The organism is Pseudomonas sp. xss_4, from assembly GCF_043104125.1.
In the GTDB taxonomy this organism is placed as follows: domain Bacteria; phylum Pseudomonadota; class Gammaproteobacteria; order Pseudomonadales; family Pseudomonadaceae; genus Aquipseudomonas; species Aquipseudomonas parafulva_B.
In genome coordinates this window covers 118,946-141,288 of the sequence record NZ_JBICKJ010000018.1, presented here as the reverse complement: position 1 = coordinate 141,288, position 22,343 = coordinate 118,946, and the positions used below count along the sequence as shown (strand labels likewise).

At 60.7% G+C, this 22,343-nt stretch carries 21 protein-coding genes and 1 pseudogene; 11 read left to right on the top strand and 11 right to left on the bottom strand.

All coding sequences use genetic code 11. The features are described 5' to 3' along the window. Positions 1-87: 87 nt before the first annotated feature. Positions 88-261 (bottom strand): annotated as a pseudogene (locus tag ACF8GB_RS03800) (general stress protein); the annotation flags it as partial. A gap of 319 nt (positions 262-580) precedes the next feature. Between ACF8GB_RS03800 and ACF8GB_RS03795 the strand changes: the two are divergent. Further along, positions 581-4,720, top strand: coding sequence for a CheR family methyltransferase (locus ACF8GB_RS03795; RefSeq protein ID WP_392526575.1), 4,140 nt, complete (start codon positions 581-583; stop codon positions 4,718-4,720). Between the two features lie 90 nt (positions 4,721-4,810). Next, positions 4,811-5,209 carry an NUDIX hydrolase gene (locus tag ACF8GB_RS03790; RefSeq protein WP_058639282.1) on the top strand — a complete coding sequence of 133 codons (399 nt, stop codon included), beginning with the start codon at positions 4,811-4,813 and terminating at the stop codon, positions 5,207-5,209. Between the two features lie 43 nt (positions 5,210-5,252). Here the strand turns inward: ACF8GB_RS03790 and ACF8GB_RS03785 are convergent, their stop codons facing one another. After that, positions 5,253-5,804: an ATP-dependent Clp protease proteolytic subunit gene (locus ACF8GB_RS03785; protein ID WP_392526574.1), complete on the bottom strand. Its 552-nt coding sequence runs from the start codon at positions 5,802-5,804 to the stop codon at positions 5,253-5,255. Between the two features lie 186 nt (positions 5,805-5,990). On the opposite strand from ACF8GB_RS03785, the gene ACF8GB_RS03780 reads away from it, so the two are divergent. Genes ACF8GB_RS03780 through ACF8GB_RS03765 form a run of 4 tightly spaced genes read left to right on the top strand, consistent with a single transcriptional unit; the run spans position 5,991 to position 9,842 of the window. Further along, positions 5,991-6,908, top strand: a complete 918-nt coding sequence (locus ACF8GB_RS03780) for a DUF72 domain-containing protein (RefSeq protein ID WP_058639280.1) — start codon at positions 5,991-5,993, stop codon at positions 6,906-6,908. Continuing rightward, complete coding sequence (locus tag ACF8GB_RS03775; protein WP_145254428.1) at positions 6,905-7,690, top strand: endonuclease/exonuclease/phosphatase family protein; 786 nt, start codon at positions 6,905-6,907, stop codon at positions 7,688-7,690. The genes ACF8GB_RS03780 and ACF8GB_RS03775 overlap by 4 nt, the downstream gene beginning before the upstream one ends. After that, positions 7,687-8,889, top strand: coding sequence for a cardiolipin synthase ClsB (gene clsB / locus ACF8GB_RS03770; protein ID WP_078478621.1), 1,203 nt, complete (start codon positions 7,687-7,689; stop codon positions 8,887-8,889). Before ACF8GB_RS03775 ends, clsB begins: the two co-directional genes overlap by 4 nt. Then, on the top strand, positions 8,889-9,842 hold the full coding sequence (locus tag ACF8GB_RS03765; protein ID WP_078478622.1) for a lysylphosphatidylglycerol synthase domain-containing protein: 954 nt from the start codon (positions 8,889-8,891) through the stop codon (positions 9,840-9,842). Before clsB ends, ACF8GB_RS03765 begins: the two co-directional genes overlap by 1 nt. A gap of 172 nt (positions 9,843-10,014) precedes the next feature. Here ACF8GB_RS03765 and ACF8GB_RS03760 read toward each other — a convergent pair whose 3' ends face one another. Together ACF8GB_RS03760 and ACF8GB_RS03755 are read right to left on the bottom strand one after the other, a co-directional pair. Further along, positions 10,015-10,239 carry a metallothionein gene (locus ACF8GB_RS03760; RefSeq protein WP_027915593.1) on the bottom strand — a complete coding sequence of 75 codons (225 nt, stop codon included), beginning with the start codon at positions 10,237-10,239 and terminating at the stop codon, positions 10,015-10,017. Positions 10,240-10,241: 2 nt separating this feature from the next. Further along, positions 10,242-10,700 (bottom strand): phosphotransferase system, HPr-related protein, encoded by a 459-nt coding sequence (locus ACF8GB_RS03755; protein ID WP_392515737.1) that lies wholly within the window; start codon positions 10,698-10,700, stop codon positions 10,242-10,244. A 148-nt stretch (positions 10,701-10,848) separates the two neighbouring features. Here ACF8GB_RS03755 and ligD point away from each other — a divergent pair, with 148 nt between their 5' ends. The 5 genes from ligD to ACF8GB_RS03730 are packed head-to-tail and all read left to right on the top strand — an operon-like array spanning position 10,849 to position 16,453. Next, on the top strand, positions 10,849-13,350 hold the full coding sequence (gene ligD, locus ACF8GB_RS03750) for a DNA ligase D (RefSeq protein ID WP_392526572.1): 2,502 nt from the start codon (positions 10,849-10,851) through the stop codon (positions 13,348-13,350). Between the two features lie 34 nt (positions 13,351-13,384). Further along, on the top strand, positions 13,385-14,428 hold the full coding sequence (locus tag ACF8GB_RS03745; RefSeq protein ID WP_197844470.1) for an acyl-CoA dehydrogenase family protein: 1,044 nt from the start codon (positions 13,385-13,387) through the stop codon (positions 14,426-14,428). Further along, positions 14,425-15,180, top strand: a complete 756-nt coding sequence (locus ACF8GB_RS03740) for a PIG-L deacetylase family protein (RefSeq protein WP_145254441.1) — start codon at positions 14,425-14,427, stop codon at positions 15,178-15,180. The genes ACF8GB_RS03745 and ACF8GB_RS03740 overlap by 4 nt, the downstream gene beginning before the upstream one ends. Positions 15,181-15,191: 11 nt before the next feature. Next, on the top strand, positions 15,192-15,791 hold the full coding sequence (locus ACF8GB_RS03735) for a bifunctional 2-polyprenyl-6-hydroxyphenol methylase/3-demethylubiquinol 3-O-methyltransferase UbiG (RefSeq protein WP_144965838.1): 600 nt from the start codon (positions 15,192-15,194) through the stop codon (positions 15,789-15,791). After that, positions 15,788-16,453, top strand: coding sequence for a glycosyltransferase family 2 protein (locus ACF8GB_RS03730; RefSeq protein WP_196125561.1), 666 nt, complete (start codon positions 15,788-15,790; stop codon positions 16,451-16,453). The genes ACF8GB_RS03735 and ACF8GB_RS03730 overlap by 4 nt, the downstream gene beginning before the upstream one ends. 15 nt (positions 16,454-16,468) lie before the next feature. On the opposite strand, the gene ACF8GB_RS03725 is transcribed toward ACF8GB_RS03730, so the two are convergent. The 7 genes from ACF8GB_RS03725 to ACF8GB_RS03695 all read right to left on the bottom strand — a co-directional run bounded on the left by ACF8GB_RS03725 (position 16,469) and on the right by ACF8GB_RS03695 (position 22,343). After that, a complete protein-coding gene (locus tag ACF8GB_RS03725; protein WP_078478626.1) occupies positions 16,469-17,329 on the bottom strand; it encodes a Ku protein in 861 nt (286 codons plus the stop codon). Positions 17,330-17,432: 103 nt separating this feature from the next. Then, positions 17,433-18,020 (bottom strand): nucleosidase, encoded by a 588-nt coding sequence (locus ACF8GB_RS03720; protein ID WP_196185906.1) that lies wholly within the window; start codon positions 18,018-18,020, stop codon positions 17,433-17,435. A gap of 145 nt (positions 18,021-18,165) precedes the next feature. Beyond that, on the bottom strand, positions 18,166-19,119 hold the full coding sequence (locus ACF8GB_RS03715) for a class I SAM-dependent methyltransferase (protein WP_196185907.1): 954 nt from the start codon (positions 19,117-19,119) through the stop codon (positions 18,166-18,168). Beyond that, complete coding sequence (locus tag ACF8GB_RS03710; protein WP_392526570.1) at positions 19,119-20,465, bottom strand: iron-containing redox enzyme family protein; 1,347 nt, start codon at positions 20,463-20,465, stop codon at positions 19,119-19,121. Before ACF8GB_RS03710 ends, ACF8GB_RS03715 begins: the two co-directional genes overlap by 1 nt. Positions 20,466-20,486: 21 nt before the next feature. Then, complete coding sequence (locus tag ACF8GB_RS03705) at positions 20,487-20,684, bottom strand: hypothetical protein (protein ID WP_058639267.1); 198 nt, start codon at positions 20,682-20,684, stop codon at positions 20,487-20,489. A gap of 60 nt (positions 20,685-20,744) precedes the next feature. After that, positions 20,745-20,912, bottom strand: coding sequence for a general stress protein (locus tag ACF8GB_RS03700; RefSeq protein ID WP_058604579.1), 168 nt, complete (start codon positions 20,910-20,912; stop codon positions 20,745-20,747). Between the two features lie 147 nt (positions 20,913-21,059). Then, the gene (locus tag ACF8GB_RS03695; protein WP_392515732.1) at positions 21,060-22,343 is read right to left on the bottom strand and encodes an NTP/NDP exchange transporter; all 1,284 of its coding nucleotides are present in this window, start codon (positions 22,341-22,343) and stop codon (positions 21,060-21,062) included.

Below are 22,343 nucleotides of genomic sequence, written 5' to 3'. Positions count from 1 at the left end.
GCAGCGCAGCGCTAAAGATTCAATCGGATATGCATCGTTGGCCCCGATGGGTGCCCAGCACGGTTTCGGCGGGCACCCAGGACGAGGTCAGCCGCGCGCTTCGCTCGTTAGATCGCGCCCGCCGCCGTGGCTGTTCTGACCGCCCTTGCGTCCAGCCTGCGAGGCGCGCTCGCGGTCATTGGCGAAGTTCCCACCTGAAACTTGGCCCCCTTTCTGCCCAGCGCGGGAAGCCTTTTCGCGGTCGTTGGCGAAGTTGCCTGGATTGGTTTCCTTAGTGCCGCCACGTTGACCGGTCGATTTTTGATCACGAGCCATTTCGTTTCTCCTTGCGGTTCTGGAAATGTGCACGACACGAGGCCATGCCCTTCATCCGAACCGCTGCGATAACAGGCTATTCAGTCGCATGGCGTGGATTGCAGACCGGTGGCGCGAAAAGATTCTCTGTCCGAACACTTGCGGACCAGTCATTAGCGTCGCATCAACGCACTCGCGAATATCCGTGCGCGTTGCCTATAATGGCGCTCCTCATGCCCCGCGACGTGTCGAAGGGCTGTCTGTAAGGTCTGTACAGGGCACCGCCATGAAGTCGACCGTTAACCAGCCCGCCGCGCCGCATCCCTCGAACCTGAGCCCTAGCCATCTCAATTTCCCTGTGGTGGGTATTGGTGCCTCAGCGGGGGGCATCGAAGCCATCTGTACCCTGTTCAGGCAGATGCCCGCCGACTCAGGCATGGCGTTTGTCATTGTGCTGCACCTGTCTCCAGACCATCAGAGTGTCGCTGATCGGATCATTCAGGAGACAACCAGCATGCCGGTGAGCCAGGTAACGGAACCGGTGCCGATCGAACGCAACCATGTGTACGTCATCTCTCCTGCCAATCGGCTATCGACCAATGATGGTTACCTGCGGGTAGCGCCGGCCAACAGGCGGCGCGGTGACCATGTGGCCATCGACCTGTTCTTCCGCGACCTGGCCGACGTGCATAAGGATCATGCCTTTTGCGTGGTCCTTTCCGGTACGGGCGCGGACGGCGCCGTAGGCCTGGCACGTGTCAAGGAACAAGGCGGCCTCACCCTGGTACAGAGCCCGGATGATGCTCAGTTTGACAGCATGCCTCGGGCGGCCATCGAGACGGGTCTGGTCGACGTGGTGCTCCCGGCGGCAGAGCTTGCCCAAAAGCTGATGGAGCTGTGGCACAACGCGCGACAGGTCAATCTGCCACGTATCGAAGACGATAGCCTACCGCCGGCGCTGGGTACCCGAGCCGGCGACCCTCAGGCGTGCAAACCTGTGCTGGAAGACATCTTGCTGCAATTGCGCAGCGCCACTGGTCATGATTTCCACCATTACAAGCGCGCCACTGTGCTGCGGCGTATCGAGCGACGTCTGCATGTCACGGGACAGGCCGATCTTCGAGCCTACCTGCACTACCTTGAGACCCATGAGGAAGAGTCGGCAGCGTTGCTGGCGGACATGCTGATCGGGGTTACTAATTTTTTCCGCGACCGCGAGGCGTTCGAGGCGCTTGAGCGTATCGTCATGCCCCAGCTGGCAAATGAGCCGGACCAAGGCGATAACCCAGCCGAAATTCGCATCTGGTCCGCGGGCTGTTCGACGGGAGAGGAGTCTTACAGCCTAGCCATGCTGACGTGCGAGCAGTTGGCCTTGGACCAGCGCGCCAACAAGGTGCAGGTGTTTGCCACAGACCTCGACGAGCGTGCCATTGGCCATGCCCGCACCGGCCTTTATCCAGAGTCCATCATCACCGATGTGCCACCCTCGCGTCTGCGCCAGTTTTTCGCCAAAGAAGACCAGCACTATCGCGTGCGTAAGGAAATACGAGAGAAAGTGCTGTTCGCACGGCATAACCTGCTGTCCGATCCGCCTTTCTCGCAATTGGGCTTGATCGTCTGTCGCAATCTGCTGATCTACCTGGACCGTGAAATCCAGCGGGATATCCTGCGCATGTTCCATTTCGCCCTGCGCCCGGGTGGCTACCTGTTTCTGGGCTCTTCCGAATCGGCTGAACTGGCTGGCGATCTGTTCGCGGTGGTGGACAAGCGTAATCGCATCTACCGGGCACGCGAGGTCGCCCATGCCGACACGCGTCCGGGGCGTCAGTTGCAAGGGACTGATCTGGGCGCTCTGAAGCAACCGGCCACCGCCAAAAGCAGAGCCCAGCGCAAGCCCTCTTACGCTGAGGTGCACCATCGTGCACTGGCCCGTCGAACCCCGCCGAGTCTGATCATCGACGGTGAGGGTACCCTCCTTCATCTGAGCGAAGGTGTCGGGCGCTACATGCAATTGGGCAGCGGTGAATTGAGCCGCAACGTGCTCAACTTGGTATTGCCCAGCTTGCGACTGGCGCTTCGCAGCACCTTGTTCCAGGCGCGCCAGGGCACCCATGCGGTCACCTCTCGCCCTGTGGACATGGGCGAGGAGGGTCAGCGCTGCCAGATCGAAATTACCGTGCAACCGCATAAGGATGAGCAAACGGCCGGCGAATACCTGCTGGTGGTGTTCGAAGAGCGTGCGCCCGATCTGTCATTGCCGTTAGTCGATGCTATTCGCCAGACCGACAGCATGGTGCTGAACAACCTGGAGCGAGAGTTGCAGCGCATGCGCGTGCAATTGCAGGAGACCATTGAGCAGTCGGAGCTATCCAGCGAAGAACTCACGGCCTCCAACGAAGAGATGCAGACAATCAACGAAGAGCTTCGCTCGGCCAGCGAAGAACTGGAAACCAGCAAGGAAGAGCTGCAGTCGATCAACGAAGAACTGTTGACTGTCAATTACGAGCTCAAGAGCAAGGTTGAGGAGACCGACAAGGTTAATGACTACCTGCGCAACTTGATCGCCAGCACCGACATCGCCGCCGTGTTCGTCGACCGCAACCTGCACATTCGCTGGTTCACCCCACGTGCGACCGACCTGTTCAACATGCTGCCGGTGGATACAGGGCGTTCCCTGCTCGACATCACTCATCGCCTGGACTACCCCGCCCTGGCCGATGATGCGCGCGCCGTGGTCAATGGCGAGCACATCATCGAGCGGGAAATCGGAGGCCAGGCCTACCACTGGTACCTGGCCCGGTTGCTGCCCTACCGTTCAAGCGAACAGAAGATCGACGGGGCCGTGCTCACCTTCATTGACATCAGCAAGAGTCGCGCGGCCGAGGAGCGGGTGCGACTTGGCGAAGAGCGCATGCGAGTGGTCGCTGAAAGTACCCACGACTTCGCCATCATCCTGTTGGATGAACAGGGCCTGATCACTGACTGGAATACAGGTGCTGCATTGATCTTCGGCCATGAAAAGGCCGATGTCGTGGGCCGGCATTACCAGCTCATCTTCACCCAGGACGACCGCCAGCACGGCATCCCCGAGCAGGAATTACAGACAGCGCGCGCCAACGGCCGTAGCCAGGATGAGCGCTGGCACCTGCGCAAGGACGGGAGCCGCTTCTATGCCAGTGGTGAAATCTCGCGCTTGAAGGGCAACTCATTGCGTGGCTTCGTCAAGATTGCTCGGGACCTGACCGGGCACAAGCGCCTGCACGATGAGCAGAGCAAGCAACTGGCCGAGTCGCAAAGCAGCAGCCACATGAAGGATGAGTTCTTCGCCATCATGTCCCACGAACTCAAACACCCCCTTAACCTGATACAGCTCAACGCCGAGATCCTGCGTCGTCTGCCTTCGATCGCCCACGTCGCCGCTGCGAGCAAGGCGGTGGGCATCATTCGCGAAGCCGTGACCAGCCAGGCGCGCATCATCGATGACCTGCTGGACGTGGCCCGTATCCGTACCGGCAAGCTCAAGCTCAAGACCGAAGCGGTGGACGTGGTTGCCATCATCGAGGGTATCCACGCGGTGGTCATCAGCGAGCAGCCTGACTCGGCGGTTGTGCTGGAAATGCCTGCAGACGGCTTGCCGCTGTTCATCGACGGGGATAGCACACGCCTGGAGCAAGTGATCTGGAACCTGCTCAACAACGCCCTGAAGTTCAGCCCACCCGGCGGCACTATCCGGTTGTCCCTGAGCCATGACGACACGCAGGTTTCGCTCAGCGTGATCGACCAAGGCATTGGCCTTGAGGCAGATAGCCTGGAACACATTTTCGACCTGTTCAGCCAGGCGGCTTCGCCGCTCGGGCATGCGGCGCGAGAGGGCCTGGGCATTGGGCTATCGCTGGTCCGTCGGTTGGTGGAGGCCCACGGCGGAAGCGTATGCGCGTACTCCGCCGGTCTTGGTCAGGGCTGTACGTTCACCGTCACCCTGCCCTTGTCCAAAAGCGGTAAAGGCGAGCGACTGGCCTGCCAGCAAACTGAACGCATGGGCCGGCTCGATGGCTTGCATGTACTGCTGGTGGATGACTCACCCGAGGTGCTCGACGTCATGCAACAGCTCCTGGAAATGGAGTGTGCGCAGGTGAGCGCGTTCGCTGACCCCCGCCAGGCGCTCGAAGCAGCACGGCAAACGGACTATGACGTCATTCTGTCGGACATCGGCATGCCAGTCATGGATGGCCATGCCCTGATAAAGGCTTTGCGAGACATCAAGCACCTGCAGCATACCCCGGCCATTGCCCTTACCGGCTATGGGGCAAGCGCTGATCAGCATCGGTCGAAGCAGTCTGGCTTTGATCGTCATCTGAACAAGCCTGTCGGCTACGACGAGTTGGTAGAGGCCATCGAGAGCCTCCACGGTTCGGTACCCTACTGACCGTTCGTCGGTCAATTGTTACAGTTTTATGACTTTTGCACGGTGCTCGGCGACTAACTCCTCATAGGAATGTGATTCGCCGGAGTACCCATGAAATCCGCCAAGCCCCGCGCAACCATCATCTGTCGGCATGGCAAACACGCTCATAAATGGCTGTGGGTTCGCAAGCCAAATGCCCCTTGGACGCTGCCAGGAGGCAAGGTAGAACCTGGTGAGACGCCGCTTGAGGCAGCCCAGCGCGAACTGCTGGAAGAGACAGGCCTGCAGGCCCACAATTTCACGCTGCTGATGCGCCACGAAACGCCACAACGCATGCATTATGTCTTCGAGGCCGAGTTCGACGAAGCACCGCAGCCCTGCGCCTTGCATGAGATCGCTGACTACCAGTTCGCCCATTTCGAGCACGTCAGCACGCTCAAGCAAGACATCAAGAAATTGATTCGCTCTTTGCTCGAGTGCGACGCAGCTACCGCAGCGTCTGTGCGCTAACGCCCACTTTACTGGCTGCTAATTCAAAAACGGGCGTGCCGCTCTAAGCGTGCACGCTCCATTGGCAGTCGCCCGCCTCTATCGGCAAGTCGTCGATTGCATGAATCATCCCGCTGTCCAGGGCTTCTTGTGGGCCAAGGATTCGCGGGGCCGCCATCAAGTAGCGCGGCACGTCAAGTGCCTGTGCTGCACCCTCGGTGCGCTGCGCCACAATCTGCGCGTAAAGGCGCAAGTCATAATCCAGGCTCATTACATATTCGGCCATGCGTGAGTGGTCGATGGAGCCGTGCAGCGTCCAGTGAAAGGGGTGGAAGAGGAACTTGCTGTGAGTGCACGCGGTGCGGTGCTCGCCGGCCAGGAACAGGATGTTGCCCATTGACTCGACCGTGCCCAGGTTGTGGGTATGCACACTGACCGGCAAGGTCCGCAGGTAGTTGTACAGGGTAAACCCGTAGCTGCACTCGCCGCCCATGGTGGCGACATTCAACTGCACCACTTCGGCCCCCTGGTTCACGGCCTTGGTGCAGGTGTTGATCAGATTGCCGCAGGTAGACGAGTTGATAGGGCCGGTGAAATGGATGATGTGTCGGGCCATGTGCACCTCCAAGAAGTGTCGATACAGAGCGTTGGTCACCACCCTGCCTGTCTAAAAGTGGCATCAAGCCTGCCCGCAAAGTTCAATTCCAGCCCTGCTCGCCACCACTGATCAACTGCGCCTGAACCCTCCTGCCGCTGCACTGGTCGCAATGATGAATGGAATGGAGATGCGATAGGAGGCAGCGTGAGCGAGGTACGCATTGGCATTTCAGGATGGCGATACGGTCCCTGGCGCAAGGACTTCTACCCCAAGGGGCTGCGCCAGGACGACGAACTGGCCTTCGCGTCGAGGGCAGTCAATACCATCGAGATCAACGGCTCGTTTTACAGCCTGCAAACGCCCGAACGCTATCAAGCCTGGCATGACGCCACACCCGATGACTTCGTGTTCGCGGTCAAGGCGCCGCGATACATCACCCACATCCGCAGACTTAAGGACATCGATACGCCATTGGCCAATTTCTTCGCCTCCGGGCCGCTCCTTCTCGGTAACAAGCTCGGCCCATTCTTATGGCAGTTCCCTGCCAACATGCGTTTCGACGCTGAGCGATTCGATGCATTTCTGAGATCGCTGCCGCGTGACCGCGCCGCTGCCCGACGCAGCGCCAGTGGCTGCGAGCAACGCCTGCAAGGTAACGGCGGCACGCAGATAAGCGGCAATGCGCCGCTACGCCATGCGGTGGAAATTCGTCACGAAAGTTTCCTGTGCGAGCGCTTCGTGGAACTGCTGCGCCAGCACAACGTTGCCCTGGTGGTTGCCGACAGCGCGGGCAAGTGGCCTTACGTGGAGGACGTCACCGCAGATTTCATGTACATGCGCCTGCATGGCGACGTCGAACTCTACAGCAGCGGTTATACCGTCAGCGCACTGCGCCGCTGGAAGAAACGGATCGAACAGTGGCGTGAGGGGAGTCAGGCCGACGATGCACACCTGATCGTACAGGGCCCTCCCCCCCGGCGCTCAACCCGGGATGTGTACTGCTATTTCGATAACGACCAGAAAGTCCACGCCCCTTACGACGCGCGCCGATTGCTGGAAAAGATGCACCTGGACCACGAGCTGATGACAGAGCCGGGCGCCGAGCCGGAGGTTGAACTGTGAACCCTACACTCTCCGCGCCAAGCTGCATCATCGACAAAGTCACCGCCGTGCACCGTTTGAACGTACTGACGCTCAACGTGCACAAAGGCTTCACCTTCTTCAACCGCCGCTTCATCCTGCCGGAGCTGCGCGATGCGGTACGTGCCACGGGCGCCGACCTGGTGTTTCTCCAGGAGGTGCATGGCAGCCACCAACAGCATGCGATCAGCCACCCTGCCTGGCCGCAGGCGCCCCAGTACGAATTCCTGGCAGACAGCATGTGGCCGCAATTTGCCTATGGTCGCAACGCCGTTTATCCCCATGGCGATCACGGCAACGCCTTGCTCTCCAAATTTCCGATCGTGCGTTCGGAAAACCTCGACGTCTCAGTGGCGGGAAATGAACAGCGAGGCCTGCTGCACTGTCAACTGGAAGTACCCGGCCACGACGAAGTGCATGCAATCTGCGTGCACTTGGGCCTACGGGAGGCACACCGGCAGAAGCAGGTGAGTCTGCTGTTCGAGTTGCTCGACCGCCTGCCTGCCAAGGCGCCGGTGATTATCGCCGGCGACTTTAACGACTGGCGTCTGAAAGCAGATGCCGTGCTGTCGCAGCGCTTGATAGAGGCATTCGGGGAGCGTTTCGGCTCGCCAGCCCGCAGTTTTCCGGCACGCCTGCCGCTGCTTCGGCTTGACCGGATCTACGTGCGCAATGCCATGCCCCATGCTGCAAAGGTTTTATCCAATTATCCGTGGTCGCACCTGTCCGACCACGCCCCCCTGGCTGCGGAGATCAACGTGTGAAAAGACCTTGGGTCGATGGCAACAGCGTCGAGCTGCTGATCAATGGTGAGGCGTTCTACCCGCGGGTCTTCGAGGCCATGGGCCAGGCGCGCAATGAAATCCTGCTCGAGACATTCATCATCTACGAAGACAAGGTAGGCCACCAGTTGCAGCGTGCGCTGATCGAGGCAGCGCAACGTGGGGTCCGTGTGGAAGTGGTTGCCGACGGGTACGGCACCGCTGACCTGTCAGCCGAGTTCATCGCGGCGATGACCGAGGCGGGAGTAAGGTTTCACCTGTTCGACCCCCAGCCTCGTCTGGCGGGCCTGCGCACCAACCTGTTCCGCCGGCTGCATCGCAAGATCGTCGTGATCGACGGGGAGCGTGCATTCATTGGCGGCATCAACTACAGCGCCGATCATCTCGGCGACTATGGCCCCATGGCCAAGCAGGACTACGCCGTGGAGGTAACCGGGCCAGTGGTCGCGCAGGTGCATGCCGTCAGCCGCCGATTGATGTCGCCGGTGCTCGAGCCCCCAAGCGAGGTGCGCCCTGTCACCGACCCCACTGGCGACATCACCGCCGTGATGGTAGAGCGGGACAACGGCCAGCGCAGCACGGCTATCGAAGCCTATTACCTCGAAGCGCTGCGTGGCGCGCGCAAGCGCATCGTGGTAGCCAATGCCTATTTTTTCCCGGGTTATCGCCTGTTGCGCGAGTTGCGTAACGCCGCGCGTCGCGGGGTTGAGGTGACCCTCATCATGCAGGGTGAGCCGGACATGTGGTGGGTGCGTACCCTGGCTCGCCTGCTCTACAACTACCTGCTTCGCGACGGTGTGCGGATCCATGAGTATTGCCGGCGCCCCCTGCACGGAAAGGTCGCACTGGTGGATGACGAATGGTCCACGGTCGGTTCGAGCAACCTCGACCCGCTGAGCCTGTCGTTCAACCTTGAAGCCAACCTGTTCATCCGCAGCCGTGCCTTCAATCAGCAGCTACATGACCACCTGCAGTCGCTGGCCAGCGAACAGTGCAAGACGGTCACCCTGGAGCGAATGATTCGCGGCTACTGGTGGCGGGCGCCACTGATCTTCTTGAGCTTCCACGTCATACGTCACTTCCCGCGCATTGCCGGTTGGCTACCTGCGCATCGCAAGCGCCTGAAAACGCCTGGGCAAGCCGTAGAGACCCAAGGCAACCTGCACGAGGGCAACACCTGATGGAACGAAAGCGTTGGCAAGTGTGGGCCAAGCGTCTGTTCACCGTCCTGTTCCTTATCCTGATCCCGGCGTTACTGTTCACGTTGGCGCGCAACCTGGATTGGAACGAGGTGCGTGAATCGCTGTTGGCCTACAAACCCGGCACATTGGCCGTCGGGTTGGTCATGGCACTGATGAGCTTCTTGATCTTTGCCAGTTACGACTTATTGGCCCGAACCTATACCGGTCACAAGTTGCCGGTCCGGCAAGTGCTGCCGATCGCCTTCGTGTGCTACGCCTTCAACCTCAACTTCACCACCTGGGTGGGCGGGGTTGCGTTGCGCTATCGGTTATACGGCAGGCTTGGGTTGGACACGCCCACCATCACACGCATTCTCACCTTGGGGCTACTGACCAACTGGATGGGCTACATGCTGCTGGCAGGCAGCGTGTTTGCCATGCGCCTGGTCGAATTGCCCGCAAACTGGGCGGTCGGCACCACTGGGCTGCAGCTCATTGGCTTCGCGCTGCTGGCCATTTCGATCGGCTATCTGCTGGCCTGCGGTTTTGCCAAAAAACGCACCTGGCGCTGGCGCGAGCATGAACTGACGCTGCCTTCACTGCGACTTGCACTGTGCCAGGTGGCCTTAGGCGCCAGCAACTGGGCAATGATGGCGCTGCTGATCTTCTGGCTGTTGCCAGAGCAGGCGTTCTATCCCTCCATCCTGGGGGTTCTGCTGATCAGTTGCGTGGCTGGGGTGGTGGCTCACATTCCGGCTGGGCTTGGGGTGCTGGAGACCGTATTCCTGGGCCTGCTTCAGGGGCAGATTCCACAAGGCAGCCTGGTTGCAGCCTTACTGGCCTATCGAACCTTGTACTACCTGATACCGCTGGTGTTGGCGGTCATCACCTACTTGGTGCTGGAAAAGCGCGCTAAGACCATGCGCCGGCAAGATACGCCAGCACCAACATAAAGGGGGGCGGTTGGTGGGTAAGTCACAAAACTAGGCTGCTCCAAGCTCAGCACAGTCCCCTTGCAGGAGCGCCTCGTCAAGGCCGCTTCTATGGAATTCGCTCACTCTCTGTGACGGTTTAAGAGAGGTTGAACAGGCCGGGTCTGCCCAGGCAGACCCGGCTCAATACCCCTCACGGCGAAATAGGATCGCTCGCTGGGAAAGTCTCATCCAGCGCATTGTCCACACTGGTTTCCTTTTTCTGCTCAACCTTGCCACAGGTGCAGTCAGGCATGCGACATGGCTCGCCGTTACGGTGCCCGGTCGCACACGCTTCGCAGCAGTAGGCCTTGCCGTTCTGCGGCAAGGTGCTCACCGTGCAGGAACACTCGGTGCAAGCGCAGCGTAATTCGCTCATGATCAACTCCTTTCGTCTTCTTCGATTGCATCGTCAGTCCACGGTTTCCCGTCAAGCGGGTTGGTGCGGGCCAGTTCTGCTTCGTCAAGGCCTCGACCGCCGCCGATCTCGATCGCGTCTTTTTCGGTCAGCGCCTGATCGGCAGGGCCGCCGTCCCCAGGCTCATGGGGATCTCGAGCGCCGGTTTCGTCCAGCAGCGTGTCAGGGCTCAGATCATCATCGGTGACACCGTCCTCATGCAGGCTGTCGGTCAGCGCCTCGCCGCCGGTCAAGCCGCTCTGGCGCACCCGCTCTTCCGGGAATTCCTGCTCCACTTCACGCTCTGGTCGTTCATCACCTACCCGCCCCTGACGGTCATCAAGGCGATCACTGAAGTTCAGCTCATGCACACTGCCCATACGATCCTCGATGTCATCGATCTCGGTCGGGGTATAGGCTTTGGGTTCATCGGGTCTGGACATTACGCCTCTCCATCAGTTGGCTTACCCAAAGTCGACTGCTTTGTAGCCAGGAAGATTCAGAGTTTTACGCGGCCAGTGGCGGTTTTTTGAACTCCGGTGCCGTTCCCCGTCTCCCAAGATCAAGACAGCGCAGGTTCCGGAGCCCCCCATGGCCAAGCCACTCGAGGAATACGCGCGCAAGCGCGATTTCAACGCCACGCCCGAGCCAAGCGGCAAATCCGGCCGCAGCAAAGCGGCTCATGCGTTACAGTTCTGCATCCAGAAACATGATGCCAGCCATCTGCACTATGACTTCCGGCTGGAGCTGGACGGCACGCTCAAAAGTTGGGCGATTCCAAAGGGGCCTTCCCTGGATCCGAAAGTCAAACGCCTGGCGGTGCATGTCGAAGACCATCCGCTCGATTACGCCACATTCGAGGGTCATATTCCGGAAGGTCACTACGGTGGGGGCGATGTCATCGTCTGGGACCGTGGGGTTTGGGAACCCGACGGGGACCCGCATGAGGGTTACAAAAAAGGCAAACTGCGCTTTCGCCTGCAAGGCGAGAAGCTCGCTGGTATGTGGAACCTGTTCCGCACACGGCTGGCTGGCAAGAAAGAGCAGTGGATGCTGGTGAAGTCGAATGACAGCCAGGCCCGCAGCGAGGCCCAGTACAGCATTGTCGAGGACCAGCCCGACAGCGTGATCAGCGACCGCACTTTGGTTGCCAAGCAATCCGCCAAAACGGCCAAACCCGGCAAAGGCAAGCCCGCCCCGACTAAGCAAGCCGCCAAGTCCAAGCCCGCTATGCTGCCAGAACACATGCAGCCGCAGTTGGCCACGTTGGTCGACTCACCCCCCTCGGGGGACTGGCGGTATGAGGTGAAGTACGACGGTTACCGCATCCTCGCGCGCATCGAGGGCGATGATGTGCGGCTCTATACCCGCAATGGCCATGACTGGAGCGCGAAGATGCCGGGCCAAATCGCTACGCTACGCGCGTTGGGTGTGGACTCTGCGTGGCTCGATGGCGAGATGGTCGTCAATGACGACCAGGGGGTTGCAGACTTCCAGGCCCTACAGAACGCATTCGATACCGCGCATGATGAACAAATCACCTATTACGTCTTCGACCTGCCGTTTCTGGGCGGTCAAGATCTGCGCGCCCTACCCTTGCAGCAGCGACGCGACGCGTTGGAGCGCTTGCTTGAGCACAACACTGCGGACAACCTCAAGTACTCTGCGGACTTCGACGAGCCGGTTGAAGCGTTGCTCGAGAGTGCCTGTAAGCTGGGCCTTGAAGGCTTGATCGGCAAGCGTGCCGACAGCAGCTATTCCGGCACGCGCAGCGCCGACTGGATCAAGCTCAAGTGCAAGCGGCGGCAGGAGTTTGTAGTGGTGGGCTATACCGACCCCAAGGGCAGCCGCAGTGGGTTCGGCGCCTTGCTATTGGCCCTGCACGACGACGCAGGCATGCTGCGTTACGCCGGCAAGGTGGGCACAGGGTTCAGTGCCACCACCCTTGACACATTGCACGCACAACTCAAACCCCTACAAACCGCCCAGCCTACTGTAGCCAACCCCCCCACCGGCGCCGAAGCCCGAGGGATACATTGGCTAGAGCCCACGTTGCTGGCCGAGATCGCCTTTGCCCAGATGACCCGTGACGGCGTAGTACGCCACGCGGTATTCCACGGTTTGCGCGACGACAAACCGGCAACCGATATCGACCTGGAGCGTGCCATGCCGAGCAAGACCGTCCATCAGCGCAAGGCGGCCAAGAGCACCGAGACGCTGGGTGATCTGCGCCTGACCCACCCTGATCGCGTGATCGACCCTACCTCTGGCATGACCAAGCGTGACGTCGTCGAATACTACGCCCAGGTCAGCGAATGGATCTTGCCCCACCTCAAGAATCGGCCGGTTGCGCTTGTGCGTGCGCCAGACGGCCTCGCTGGGGAACTGTTTTTCCAGAAAAACGCGGGCCAGCTGCACATCCCAAACGTGCGTACGTACGGCAAAGAGGAAGCCGGCCAAGCCGCCATGGTCATCAACCGCCCTGACACCTTGCTGGGCGCCGTACAGATGAACATGCTTGAACTGCACACCTGGAATGCCACTGACAGGCAGTTCGACCGGCCAGACCGTTTCGTACTCGACCTGGACCCTGACCCGGCCCTGCCGTGGAAGGCAATGCTGGAGGCCACCCAGCTGACCCTGACCCTGCTGGACGAACTGGGTCTGAAGGTGTTCATCAAGACCAGCGGGGGCAAAGGTATCCATCTGGTTGTCCCGCTAACGAGAAAAGCGAGCTGGGACGACGTCAAGGATTTCAGCCACGCCATCGTCACCTACCTGGCAAAACTGTTCCCTGATCGGCTCACCGCAGTGTCCGGCCCCAAGAACCGTGTAGGCCGCATCTTCATCGACTACTTGCGCAATGGCAAAGGTGCTACCACGGTGTGTGCTTACTCGCTGCGCGCTCGCGAGGGCTTGCCGGTGTCGGTGCCGGTCTGGCGTGAAGAACTGGCACAGCTCAAGGGCGCCAATCAGTGGACCTTTGCCACAATAGGTGAGCGACTGGCCGATACCCAAGACCCTTGGGCCGACATGAGCAAGACCCGTCAATCCATCACGGCGCGGATGCGCAAACAACTTGGGCTCACGTGATGGGCGACGCCCAACGCGACAGGGAGTTACGCGCATGAGCATGCCTCAGAACTATGACCTCACCCAGCTGGACCGCTTGTTGCGCACTTATGACGAGCGGCTGCAGCCGCTCAATGTCGACACCCAGTTACTTGAACTGATGAAAGCTTTGCAGGCCCATTGCCTGGATATTCTGCCCAGGCCGGGCCACGGCAATACGCTTGAGCGTTGGCAGACCTTGTCGCGGGTCGCCGGCTGTGACCTGGTGTTGGCCAAGCTCTATGAAGGGCATACGGACGCTTTGGCGATCCTGGCCGAGTGTGGTGCTGGCCATCTTTCGTCTGAGGGGATCTGGGGCGTGTGGGCCGCAGAGCCCCCGGATGCTCGTGCCGTCATCACCTCCCAAGACGGGGGCCGTGTCCGCCTCGGCGGAAAGAAAGCGTGGTGTTCGGGCGCCTTGCAAATCGATCAGGCATTGATCACCGCCTGGGACGAGTCCGGTCAGCCACAGCTGGTTGCCATCCGCTTGGCCGACCCAACCTTGGGCCTCAATATCGAGCACTGGCAGGCTGTGGGCATGGCCAGCACTGCCAGCGTCGAGGTCGAATTCAACGACACACCTGGTGTACAGGTCGGCGCGGCGGGCCAATATTTGTCCAGGCCGGGCTTCTGGCACGGCGGCGCAGGCATAGCCGCCTGCTGGTATGGGGCGGCCGAGGCGCTGGCCGAATACCTGCGCGAGCACTGCCGCAAACCCAAACCAGACCCCCACGCAGACGCACACCTGGGCGCTGTAGATGCCGCCCTGTGCGGCGCTGGTGCGGCATTGCGTGAATGTGCTGCCTGGATCGATCGCAACCCAAGCGCCGATGCCAGCCTGATCGTGCAACGCGTGCGCGCTCAGGTTGAACATGCCGTGGAACACGTCATGCGTCACGTAGGCCGAGCATTGGGTGCAACCCCGTTTTGCCGTAATGCCCACTTTGCGCGCTTGAGCGCAGACCTGCCGGTGTTCATTCGCCAAAGTCACGCCGAGCGAGACCTTGCAGCCCTCGGCGAACAGACCGCACAGCTTTCTTCCGGAGCATGGCAGCTATGAGTGAAGACCTGATCCAGTCCAATGATGGTACGCCCTGGTCAGCGTGGCAGCACTCGGCCCATCTGGCCCGGGCCACCTGGCTCAATGCACACCAGCTCTGCCCGCCTGGTCGGCGCCTGGTGCTGATCGCACCCCATCCGGATGACGAGATTCTCATGGCAGGCGGTCTGCTGACCGATTTTGCCGGGCGTGAAGAGGACCTGGTGCTGATCTCGGCGACCGACGGCGAAGGCAGCCATCCCAGCTCGACCCGCTGGACAGAGCATCGTTTGCGTCGCGACCGGCCGCAAGAAAGCCGCAAGGCCATCGAGCAACTCGGGCTGGACCCCAAGCGTATCGATTGGCGCCGCCTGCACCTGAAGGACAGTCAACTGGCCAGGGAGGAAGCCTTTCTGGTCAGCCATCTGACTCAGCTACTGCGCCCTGAGGATGTGCTGATGACGACCTGGCGAGGTGACGGCCACTGCGATCACGAGGCCGTAGGCCGGGCCGGGGCACAGGCAGCGCTAGCGCGTAAAGCCCAGCTGGTGGAAGTCCCAGTATGGGCATGGCACTGGGGACAACCTGACGATCCACGTCTGCCCTGGGAGCGCGCGCACCGCTTGCAACTCAATGAGGGCCAGGTGGCACGCAAGCGCAAAGCCATTGCTGCACACGCCAGCCAGTTCGAGCCTGACGGTTGTACACCGCCGGTGCTACGCCCTAACCTGCTGGACTGCGTGCTACAGCCCTTCGAACTGGTCTTCTTGTAAAAGGATTCGCCATGAGTATCGATGCCCAATATTTCGCCGACCTGTATGCCGCCAACGAAGACCCCTGGGCCTTTCGTACCCGCTGGTATGAAAAACGAAAACGCGACCTGGTCATGGCAAGCCTGCCCCGGCAGTGTTACGAACGGGTGTTCGAGCCCGCCTGCGCCAATGGCGAACTCAGTGTGCTGCTGGCCGAGCGCTGTGCCGAGTTGGTGTGCCAGGACCTCGACCCGAAGGCTGTGGGCTTGGCCACCGATCGCCTGGCCGATGTCCGCCACGCACAGGTCGAACGTGCGCGCCTGCCTGCCGACTGGCCAGGCGGGCGTTTCGATCTGATCGTGCTCAGCGAAGTGGGCTACTACCTTGATCCCACCGACTGGTTGCAGGTAATCGAACAGTCTGTCGCCAGCTTGTCCTACGACGGCGGCCTGCTGGCGTGTCACTGGAAGCACCCGATTGCCGGGTGCCCCCAGGACGGGCGCGAGGTGCACCGAATGCTGTCCAAACACCTGCCGCTGTACCCGGTGTTCTGCCACGACGAAGCCGACTTCATCATGGCTTACTGGTCGAATCAGCCCAGCGTGGTAGACCTGGACGAGACGTGCATATGATCGGCATCGTCATTCCGGCCCACAACGAAGCCCGGCGTCTGGGTCGATGCCTGAAGGCTGCCTCGGCTGCCGCCCAACACGCTGCGGTAGCCGGTCATGAGGTCGATATTCTGGTGGTGCTCGATCGCTGTACCGACGGCACCGCCGCCGTCGCCCGGCGCCACGGTGCACACACCTTCGCCATCGATGCCGGTAATGTCGGCATGGCTCGGCGCGCGGGCGCAGAATGGATGCTCGCGCGCGGTGCCACATGGCTCGCCTGCACAGACGCCGACAGCCAGGTTCCTGCCCACTGGCTGACGTCACAGCTCGAATGCGGCGCTGAAGTCGTCTGCGGTACGGTCCATGTGAGCCACTGGCAGCCCTGGCAGACCGCTGCGTTGCGCAAGCTCTACCTGAGCCGCTACGAGGCACGTGACGGTCATCGTCATATTCATGGAGCCAATCTCGGTGTGAGCGCCCAGGCGTATCAGCGCGTCGACGGTTTCCAGCCACTGGCTGCCCACGAGGATGTTCAACTGGTGCGGGACCTGGAAGCGCTGGGGGTGCCGATCAGTTGGTCGGCTGCGCACAGTGTGGCCACCAGCAGCCGGCGCGAGTGTCGAGCACGCGAAGGGTTTGGCGATTACCTGGCCGGCCTGCAGGAGCACCTGCAGGCCTAGCAGGTGTGAGTGTACTCAGGAAGCCTTGCGCGTACGTTTGGCGGGCTTCTTCGCCGCAGCCGGTTTCTTCTTGGGAGACGCGGTGCTTTTGCCGCCGAGGCTGCGTTTGAGCAGCTCGGTGAGATCGATGATGTCTGCGCTCTTCTCGCCGCTGCTGTCCTCGCCCTTCTCCACCGTCTCGATCTTGCCTTTGCTGGCTTTTTCCGCGACCAACTCCATGATTGTGTCCCGAAACGCGTCGTGATACTCGTCCGGTGACCAGGTGCCGGTCATGTCTTGAACCAAACGCTTGGCCATGTCCAGTTCCCGTTTGTCCACTTTGGCCTTGGTCACAGTCGTGTCCAGTTCAAGGGTATCGAGCCCACGTACCTCATCGGGCCAGCGCAACGTGATCATTACCAGGGCTTCATCCAGGGGTCGGATAAGCGCAAGGTGCTGGCGTGTGTGCAGCACGACTGTCGCCAAAGCCACTTTGCCGGTGGTGGCCAGCGTTTCGCGCAACAGCGCATAGACCTTGCCGCCGCGCCGGTCAGGGCTCAGGTAATAAGGGGTGTCGAAGTGTTGAAGGGGAATTTCCCCTGCGTCCACGAATGAAAAGATGTCGATCGTCTGAGTGGCCTCCGGGCGGGCCTTGCGGATCTCCTGTTCACTGATCACCACATAGCGGCCCTTCTCGTACTCTACGCCCTTGACGATGTTCTCCTTGTCGATGTCCTTGCCGGTGACCTTATTGATGCGCTTGTAGCCCACTGGGTCCATGCTGCGCTTGTCCAGCCAGTCAAAATCAACGCGTTCACTGCTGACGGCGGAGTTGAGCGCCACGGGTATGTGTACCAAACCGAAACTGATGGCGCCTTTCCAGATTGCCCTGGCCATTGACATGCTCCCTGAGTGATCTGCTGATACCTCAAGTGACTGCGCCACATCAGGAAAGGTTTAACCGCAGTGCCCGGTGGCTCCCACGGCCATAGGCAGATATTCAGGCAGGATTGAAGAGCACCCGCTTGAAGGCTTCTGCCGCCAAGTGCACCTGCACGGACCAGTCGGTGGCGGCATCGCTCCCGGCATCGTCGGAGATGTATTTCAAGCACACGAACGGGATGTCCTCGGACCGTGCGACAAGCGCCAGCGCATAGGCCTCCATGTCGACCACGTCATAGGGCGCATCACCGTGCCTGATCTCGAAATTATCGCCTGTGCCACAGGTTTCGATAGGCAGCCCCGCAATGGCCAGCCCATGTTCAAGTACGACAGGGATGTCGGAAAGCGGCGTTTCGTAACGCGCAAACCCCAGAGGCGTGACGTCCATGTCGCGCTGGACGAACCGTGTGCAGCACACCAGGCTGCCCTTGCCATGCAGCCGACTGCCTGCCGAGCCGAGATTGACAATGAGCCTGGGCCTGCGCGTAGTCACAGCGCGGGTGAGCGCGATGGCCGCGTTCACCTTGCCAATACCGGTGAAGACCGTATTCAGATGCCCGAACAGACCGCCCGCCTCTGCCTCCAGGGCAAAGACGAACAGCGTGTCTTCCAGGGCTACACGGGGGAACAGCGGGGCCAGCATCATGGCTACGGTCCTTGGAGAAACGGTTGTCGATCCCGCTATTCTCATTGAACCGGTGGTTAGATCAAGGATGTGTCTGCACAGGCAGGTCTGCTACGGCAGCCGCTTAACGCCACGATGGTCCAGGCGTGTCGATAACACTCCGGTCTCAACGATTGCGCGTAACCGTCAGCGCTACCGCGGCGATACGTTCCACCCGCTCATACCCCGGCTCCAACAACTGCTCGCCGAACACGTCAGGGTCGATCTCTCGATAGACCCAGGAAAATTCAGGGCCTGCCAGCTGCTCGCGAACGCCTTCGAGCAAAGCGTCTGCCCCTTCGACGATAGCAACGCCGGTATACAGCAACAGTGATCCGCCCACGCTCAGTCGCTCAAGGCTCTGTTCGATGATGCGTCGCGAAAGCTCCGCCCCAAGTGAACCTCCGCCATGACGATACGTGCGTTCCCCATCGTCAAGCATGTAGGGCGGATTGGCCACGATCAGGTCGAACTCACCTGTCACATCTTGCAGAATATCGCTTTGCTGCACAGACACATTATCGATGTCAGCGAGCGCTGTATTGACCGAAGTGAAACGCAGTGCCTTGGGGTTGATATCCACGGCGGTCACCTGCGCATGCTGCGCAGCACGGGCAATCACCAGTGCGCCCACCCCTGTGCCACAGCCAATGTCCACTGCACGCTCTATGCGCTTGGGCGTCGATTGCAGGTGATCCTGGATGACATGAGCGAACCGGTAGCTGTCGGGGCCGAAGAACACCGCATCGCTCGCCTGCGTAGGGTAGGCCGAGTGCACCAGTAGCAGCCCGTCGAGGCTCGACCAACGAATGGTACTGGCCAATAAGTCTCGATGAGACTTCACCACGCCAGCGGTCTTCATCAAGCCCAGCTCATCGGCCGAAAGCATTGAGCCGGCAAATGGCCGGCTCCATCCGAATACATCCCGGACGGTGCAAGCCTTCTCAGCGCCTGGTCGCGCATTAACCAATGCATGGGTCGCCGGTGTCACGCAGGTAAAGTGGTAACCATCAGCGCGAAGGCGCTTTCCCAGCTGTAGCAGAGCCTGGTCAGCGGCTGTCTGAGGTGAATCGAGGGGCATCAGTGAGATCCTTCTTGGAGCAGGCCAGTGGCCTGTATGTAAGCCTGAGTCGCGGCCAGTCCTTCGGGCGTCGCATGTTTATTGCCGGACATGGCACAGATCAACGTATCCATATCGTGGTGCGCAGGGCGCTGCCGCTGGGTAACCGGCGCCTGGTCCTGCAACTGCAGGGCGGCCTCCCAGCTGCCGGGTAACACACGGCGAATGCGAGATTGTGAACCTGCGGCGATCCAATCGTGCCACAGCTGCTTCTCGTAGGCGGTAAATACACCATACATGGGCGCGGTTGGCCCCTCGATCAGCGTCCACCAGCGGCTTTGCTCAGGAGCTTCGCCGCGGCGAATCCAACCCTGGGCCTGCATGGCGTCAAGAAAGGCCGGCATGGCGCCTGGCTCGGCCAGCCATTGGTTGATGGTGCGTTTTTGCAGACGGCAGTGGTCCGAGTGCATGAACTGCCCAAAATTGCGCTTGTGCTCCAGGGCCTGAAGCAGCTCAGCTTCCAAGTCGAAACTTGCGATGAGCGCAGGGGTGCTGGTCCCTAGATCATTGAGACGGTAGCCCCGACGGACCCGCTCATAAAAACCCGCCACATCATCAGTCGGGCACAACTGGTGCAGGGCCTGGAGCGACAGATGGGCATGACCGCTGGCTGCATTGTCGATGGTGACGTGCAGCTGGAAGTAAAATCCGTCGATGCCCAGCTCAGCCAATTCGTAAGTTGTGATCAACAAGTGCAAAGGCGGTTGTTCATAGCCAAGGTTGTAGCCGATCACTTCAGGTAAATAGTCCTGGCCATACTCGCCAAGGGCCAATTGCAAGGACGCCTGCAGGTAGCGGGAATCGTCCAGGTCCGGACGCTCCAGGCAGCCGAGCCGGCTCATCAGGCGCTGGTAGATCAGCACGTGGTTGCAGCGAGGGTCACCGCTGCCCAGCTCCTCGAGGTAGGTACGGATCAGGCCGTGGTAGCGTGGATCTCGCCATTGACGCAGGGCACTGAACAACCACGCGCCGTCCACAACCTTGGTGGGTTCGACTTGCTGCAGGAACCACAACGCCTGGGCGCGGTTGGCGAAATAGCGCCGCGGGCCGCCCTGCTTGCGCTGCTCCAGGTACGCCTTGTATCCCTCGGCCACACCGGCAGCGTGCTGCAAGCTCCAGGCGTCGAGTTGCGCTGGGTCATCCGGCAGGTCGTCAGGCATGCTCCGGGCCTGAGCCAACTGGCTATCGAGCCAGGCCCGGCTACTGGTGTCCTGGCCCTCGAGCAGGGCGTGATAGCGATCTTTCAGGCTGGGAGCGATAGATGGGGCTTGGACCATCGCGGCGGTCTGGCGGGTCATGACCGTCATGGCGTATTCCTCGTGCGCGTATTATTGGTTGGCTTTCTGCCCTGGCATTGGCTCAGGGGCTGGCGCAGAACGGGGTGCGGTTTGTTCGTCAGGTTTTTGCATCTGCAAGGACGGCTTGCTGGCATCGGAGTCCTTGCCGGGGTGATTGTTGTCGCGGTCAAAACAACCGCCGACGAGAGTCAAGGCGCCCATGAGAGTGATCAGTGGGAATGTGCGCATGGCTGGCTCCTTATTCGAAGAATCGCAGTGCCAGGCTAGCCTGGCACTGCAAGGCTTCACTTACGACTTGCCGCCTTTGCGGCCCGACTCGCTGGAGTGGCTTGCTTGCCCCCCTTTTTTGCCGGCTTCGGAAGCCTTTTCACGGTCATTGGCGAAGTTGCCCGAATTTTTGCTACCGCCCTGGCTGCCCTGCTGGTTACCGCTACGGCTGTTGTCTTTAGTGGCCATGATCTGAAACCTCTTATGACTTCGGAATGCACGGCGCCAATGCCGTACATGACTTGGGAGTACACCCGTGCGCGAGGATTCGTATTATCGAGAAGGCTTCTGACAAACGGCGTTAAAGAAGGGTCAGACCAATAGTTGGCGTACCTGTCAGCGGCGATGGCTTTCGTCGCGTCGACCTTGCTGGCCACCGAGCCAATGACCGGTTGCGGCCCAGCAGACGGCAAGTAGCGCTCCGATTAGCATGGCCACCTGTGGATGATCCCCCATCAGGTCCAGGGCCCGCTTTATCCAGCCGCTGACCGCATCCCCGCCTCGGTAGACCACGGTGTCGATGAAGTTCTTGGCCTTGTACTTGTCTTCGGCGCTGACCACGGTGAACAGCATCTCGCGGCCAGGCCGAACCAGGGCATACTCGCCGGCCCGCCGTACGACCATCACGATGACGAACAGGGCGAAGACAGGCGACAAGGCCAGGCACATGAACCCGGCAGCCATGGCCAGCGGCACTGCCACCAGCAACACCCGCACCCCCAGGCGTCGAGCGAGCCGACCGGTGAAAAACAGCTGCGTGAGAATGGCCAGTGCCTGAACGACTGCATCTATTGCGCCGAACACCTGCGTCTGCCGAGTACGGTCGGTGAAGGTTTCACTGACAATGCGAGCCTGTTCGAAATAGAGGAATGTGCTGACACTGGCCAGCAGCACGACGAACAGAGCAATACCGAGCAGGTACGGCGTGCGTATTACCGCCGTTGCACCGGAAAACGGATTGCCGCCCAGTGCGCGGCCCTCGCAAGTGGGATCGCGGGTCGGGAGTGGATTATTCGTGCGCCAACGCTGCAACACCCAGGCGGCCAGTACGCTGACCAGCAGCAACACGGCCGCGAGCGTCAACAAACCGGGGTGTCCGAGGGGCGCAACCAGCAGCGTGCCGAGCAGCGGCCCGCACAATCCGCCCACACTCGCCCCTGCTGCCAGTACGCCGAACAGGCGCTTGCCTTGCTCGGTGCTGAACAGGTCGGCAAGTACGCTCCAGGCCAACGAGATACTCAGCAGATTGAATACCGACAACCAGATATAGAACGCCCGCGCCACCCAAGGCCCGTCGGGATGGCGTGCCAATAGCGCGGCAAAGGCGAGCAGGTTGCAGATGAAGAAGCCATAGGTCCAAGGCAATATGTGCCGGCGCCGTACACGGGAGGCCATCCAACCAAACACAGGCAGGCAAACCAACGTGGCGATGAAGGTACCGGTGAACAGCCATTGCAGGTTTTCGACGCCACCGGCAACGCCCATGGTTTCTCGCACGGGCCGGAGCATGAAATACCCCGTGAACAGCATGAAGAACAGTAGGCTGCCTGCCAGAACCGCTGGCGCTTCCCCGGGCCGCATGTCCAGCATCTGCTGTAGGCGCTGTCGCCGCGTCACCAT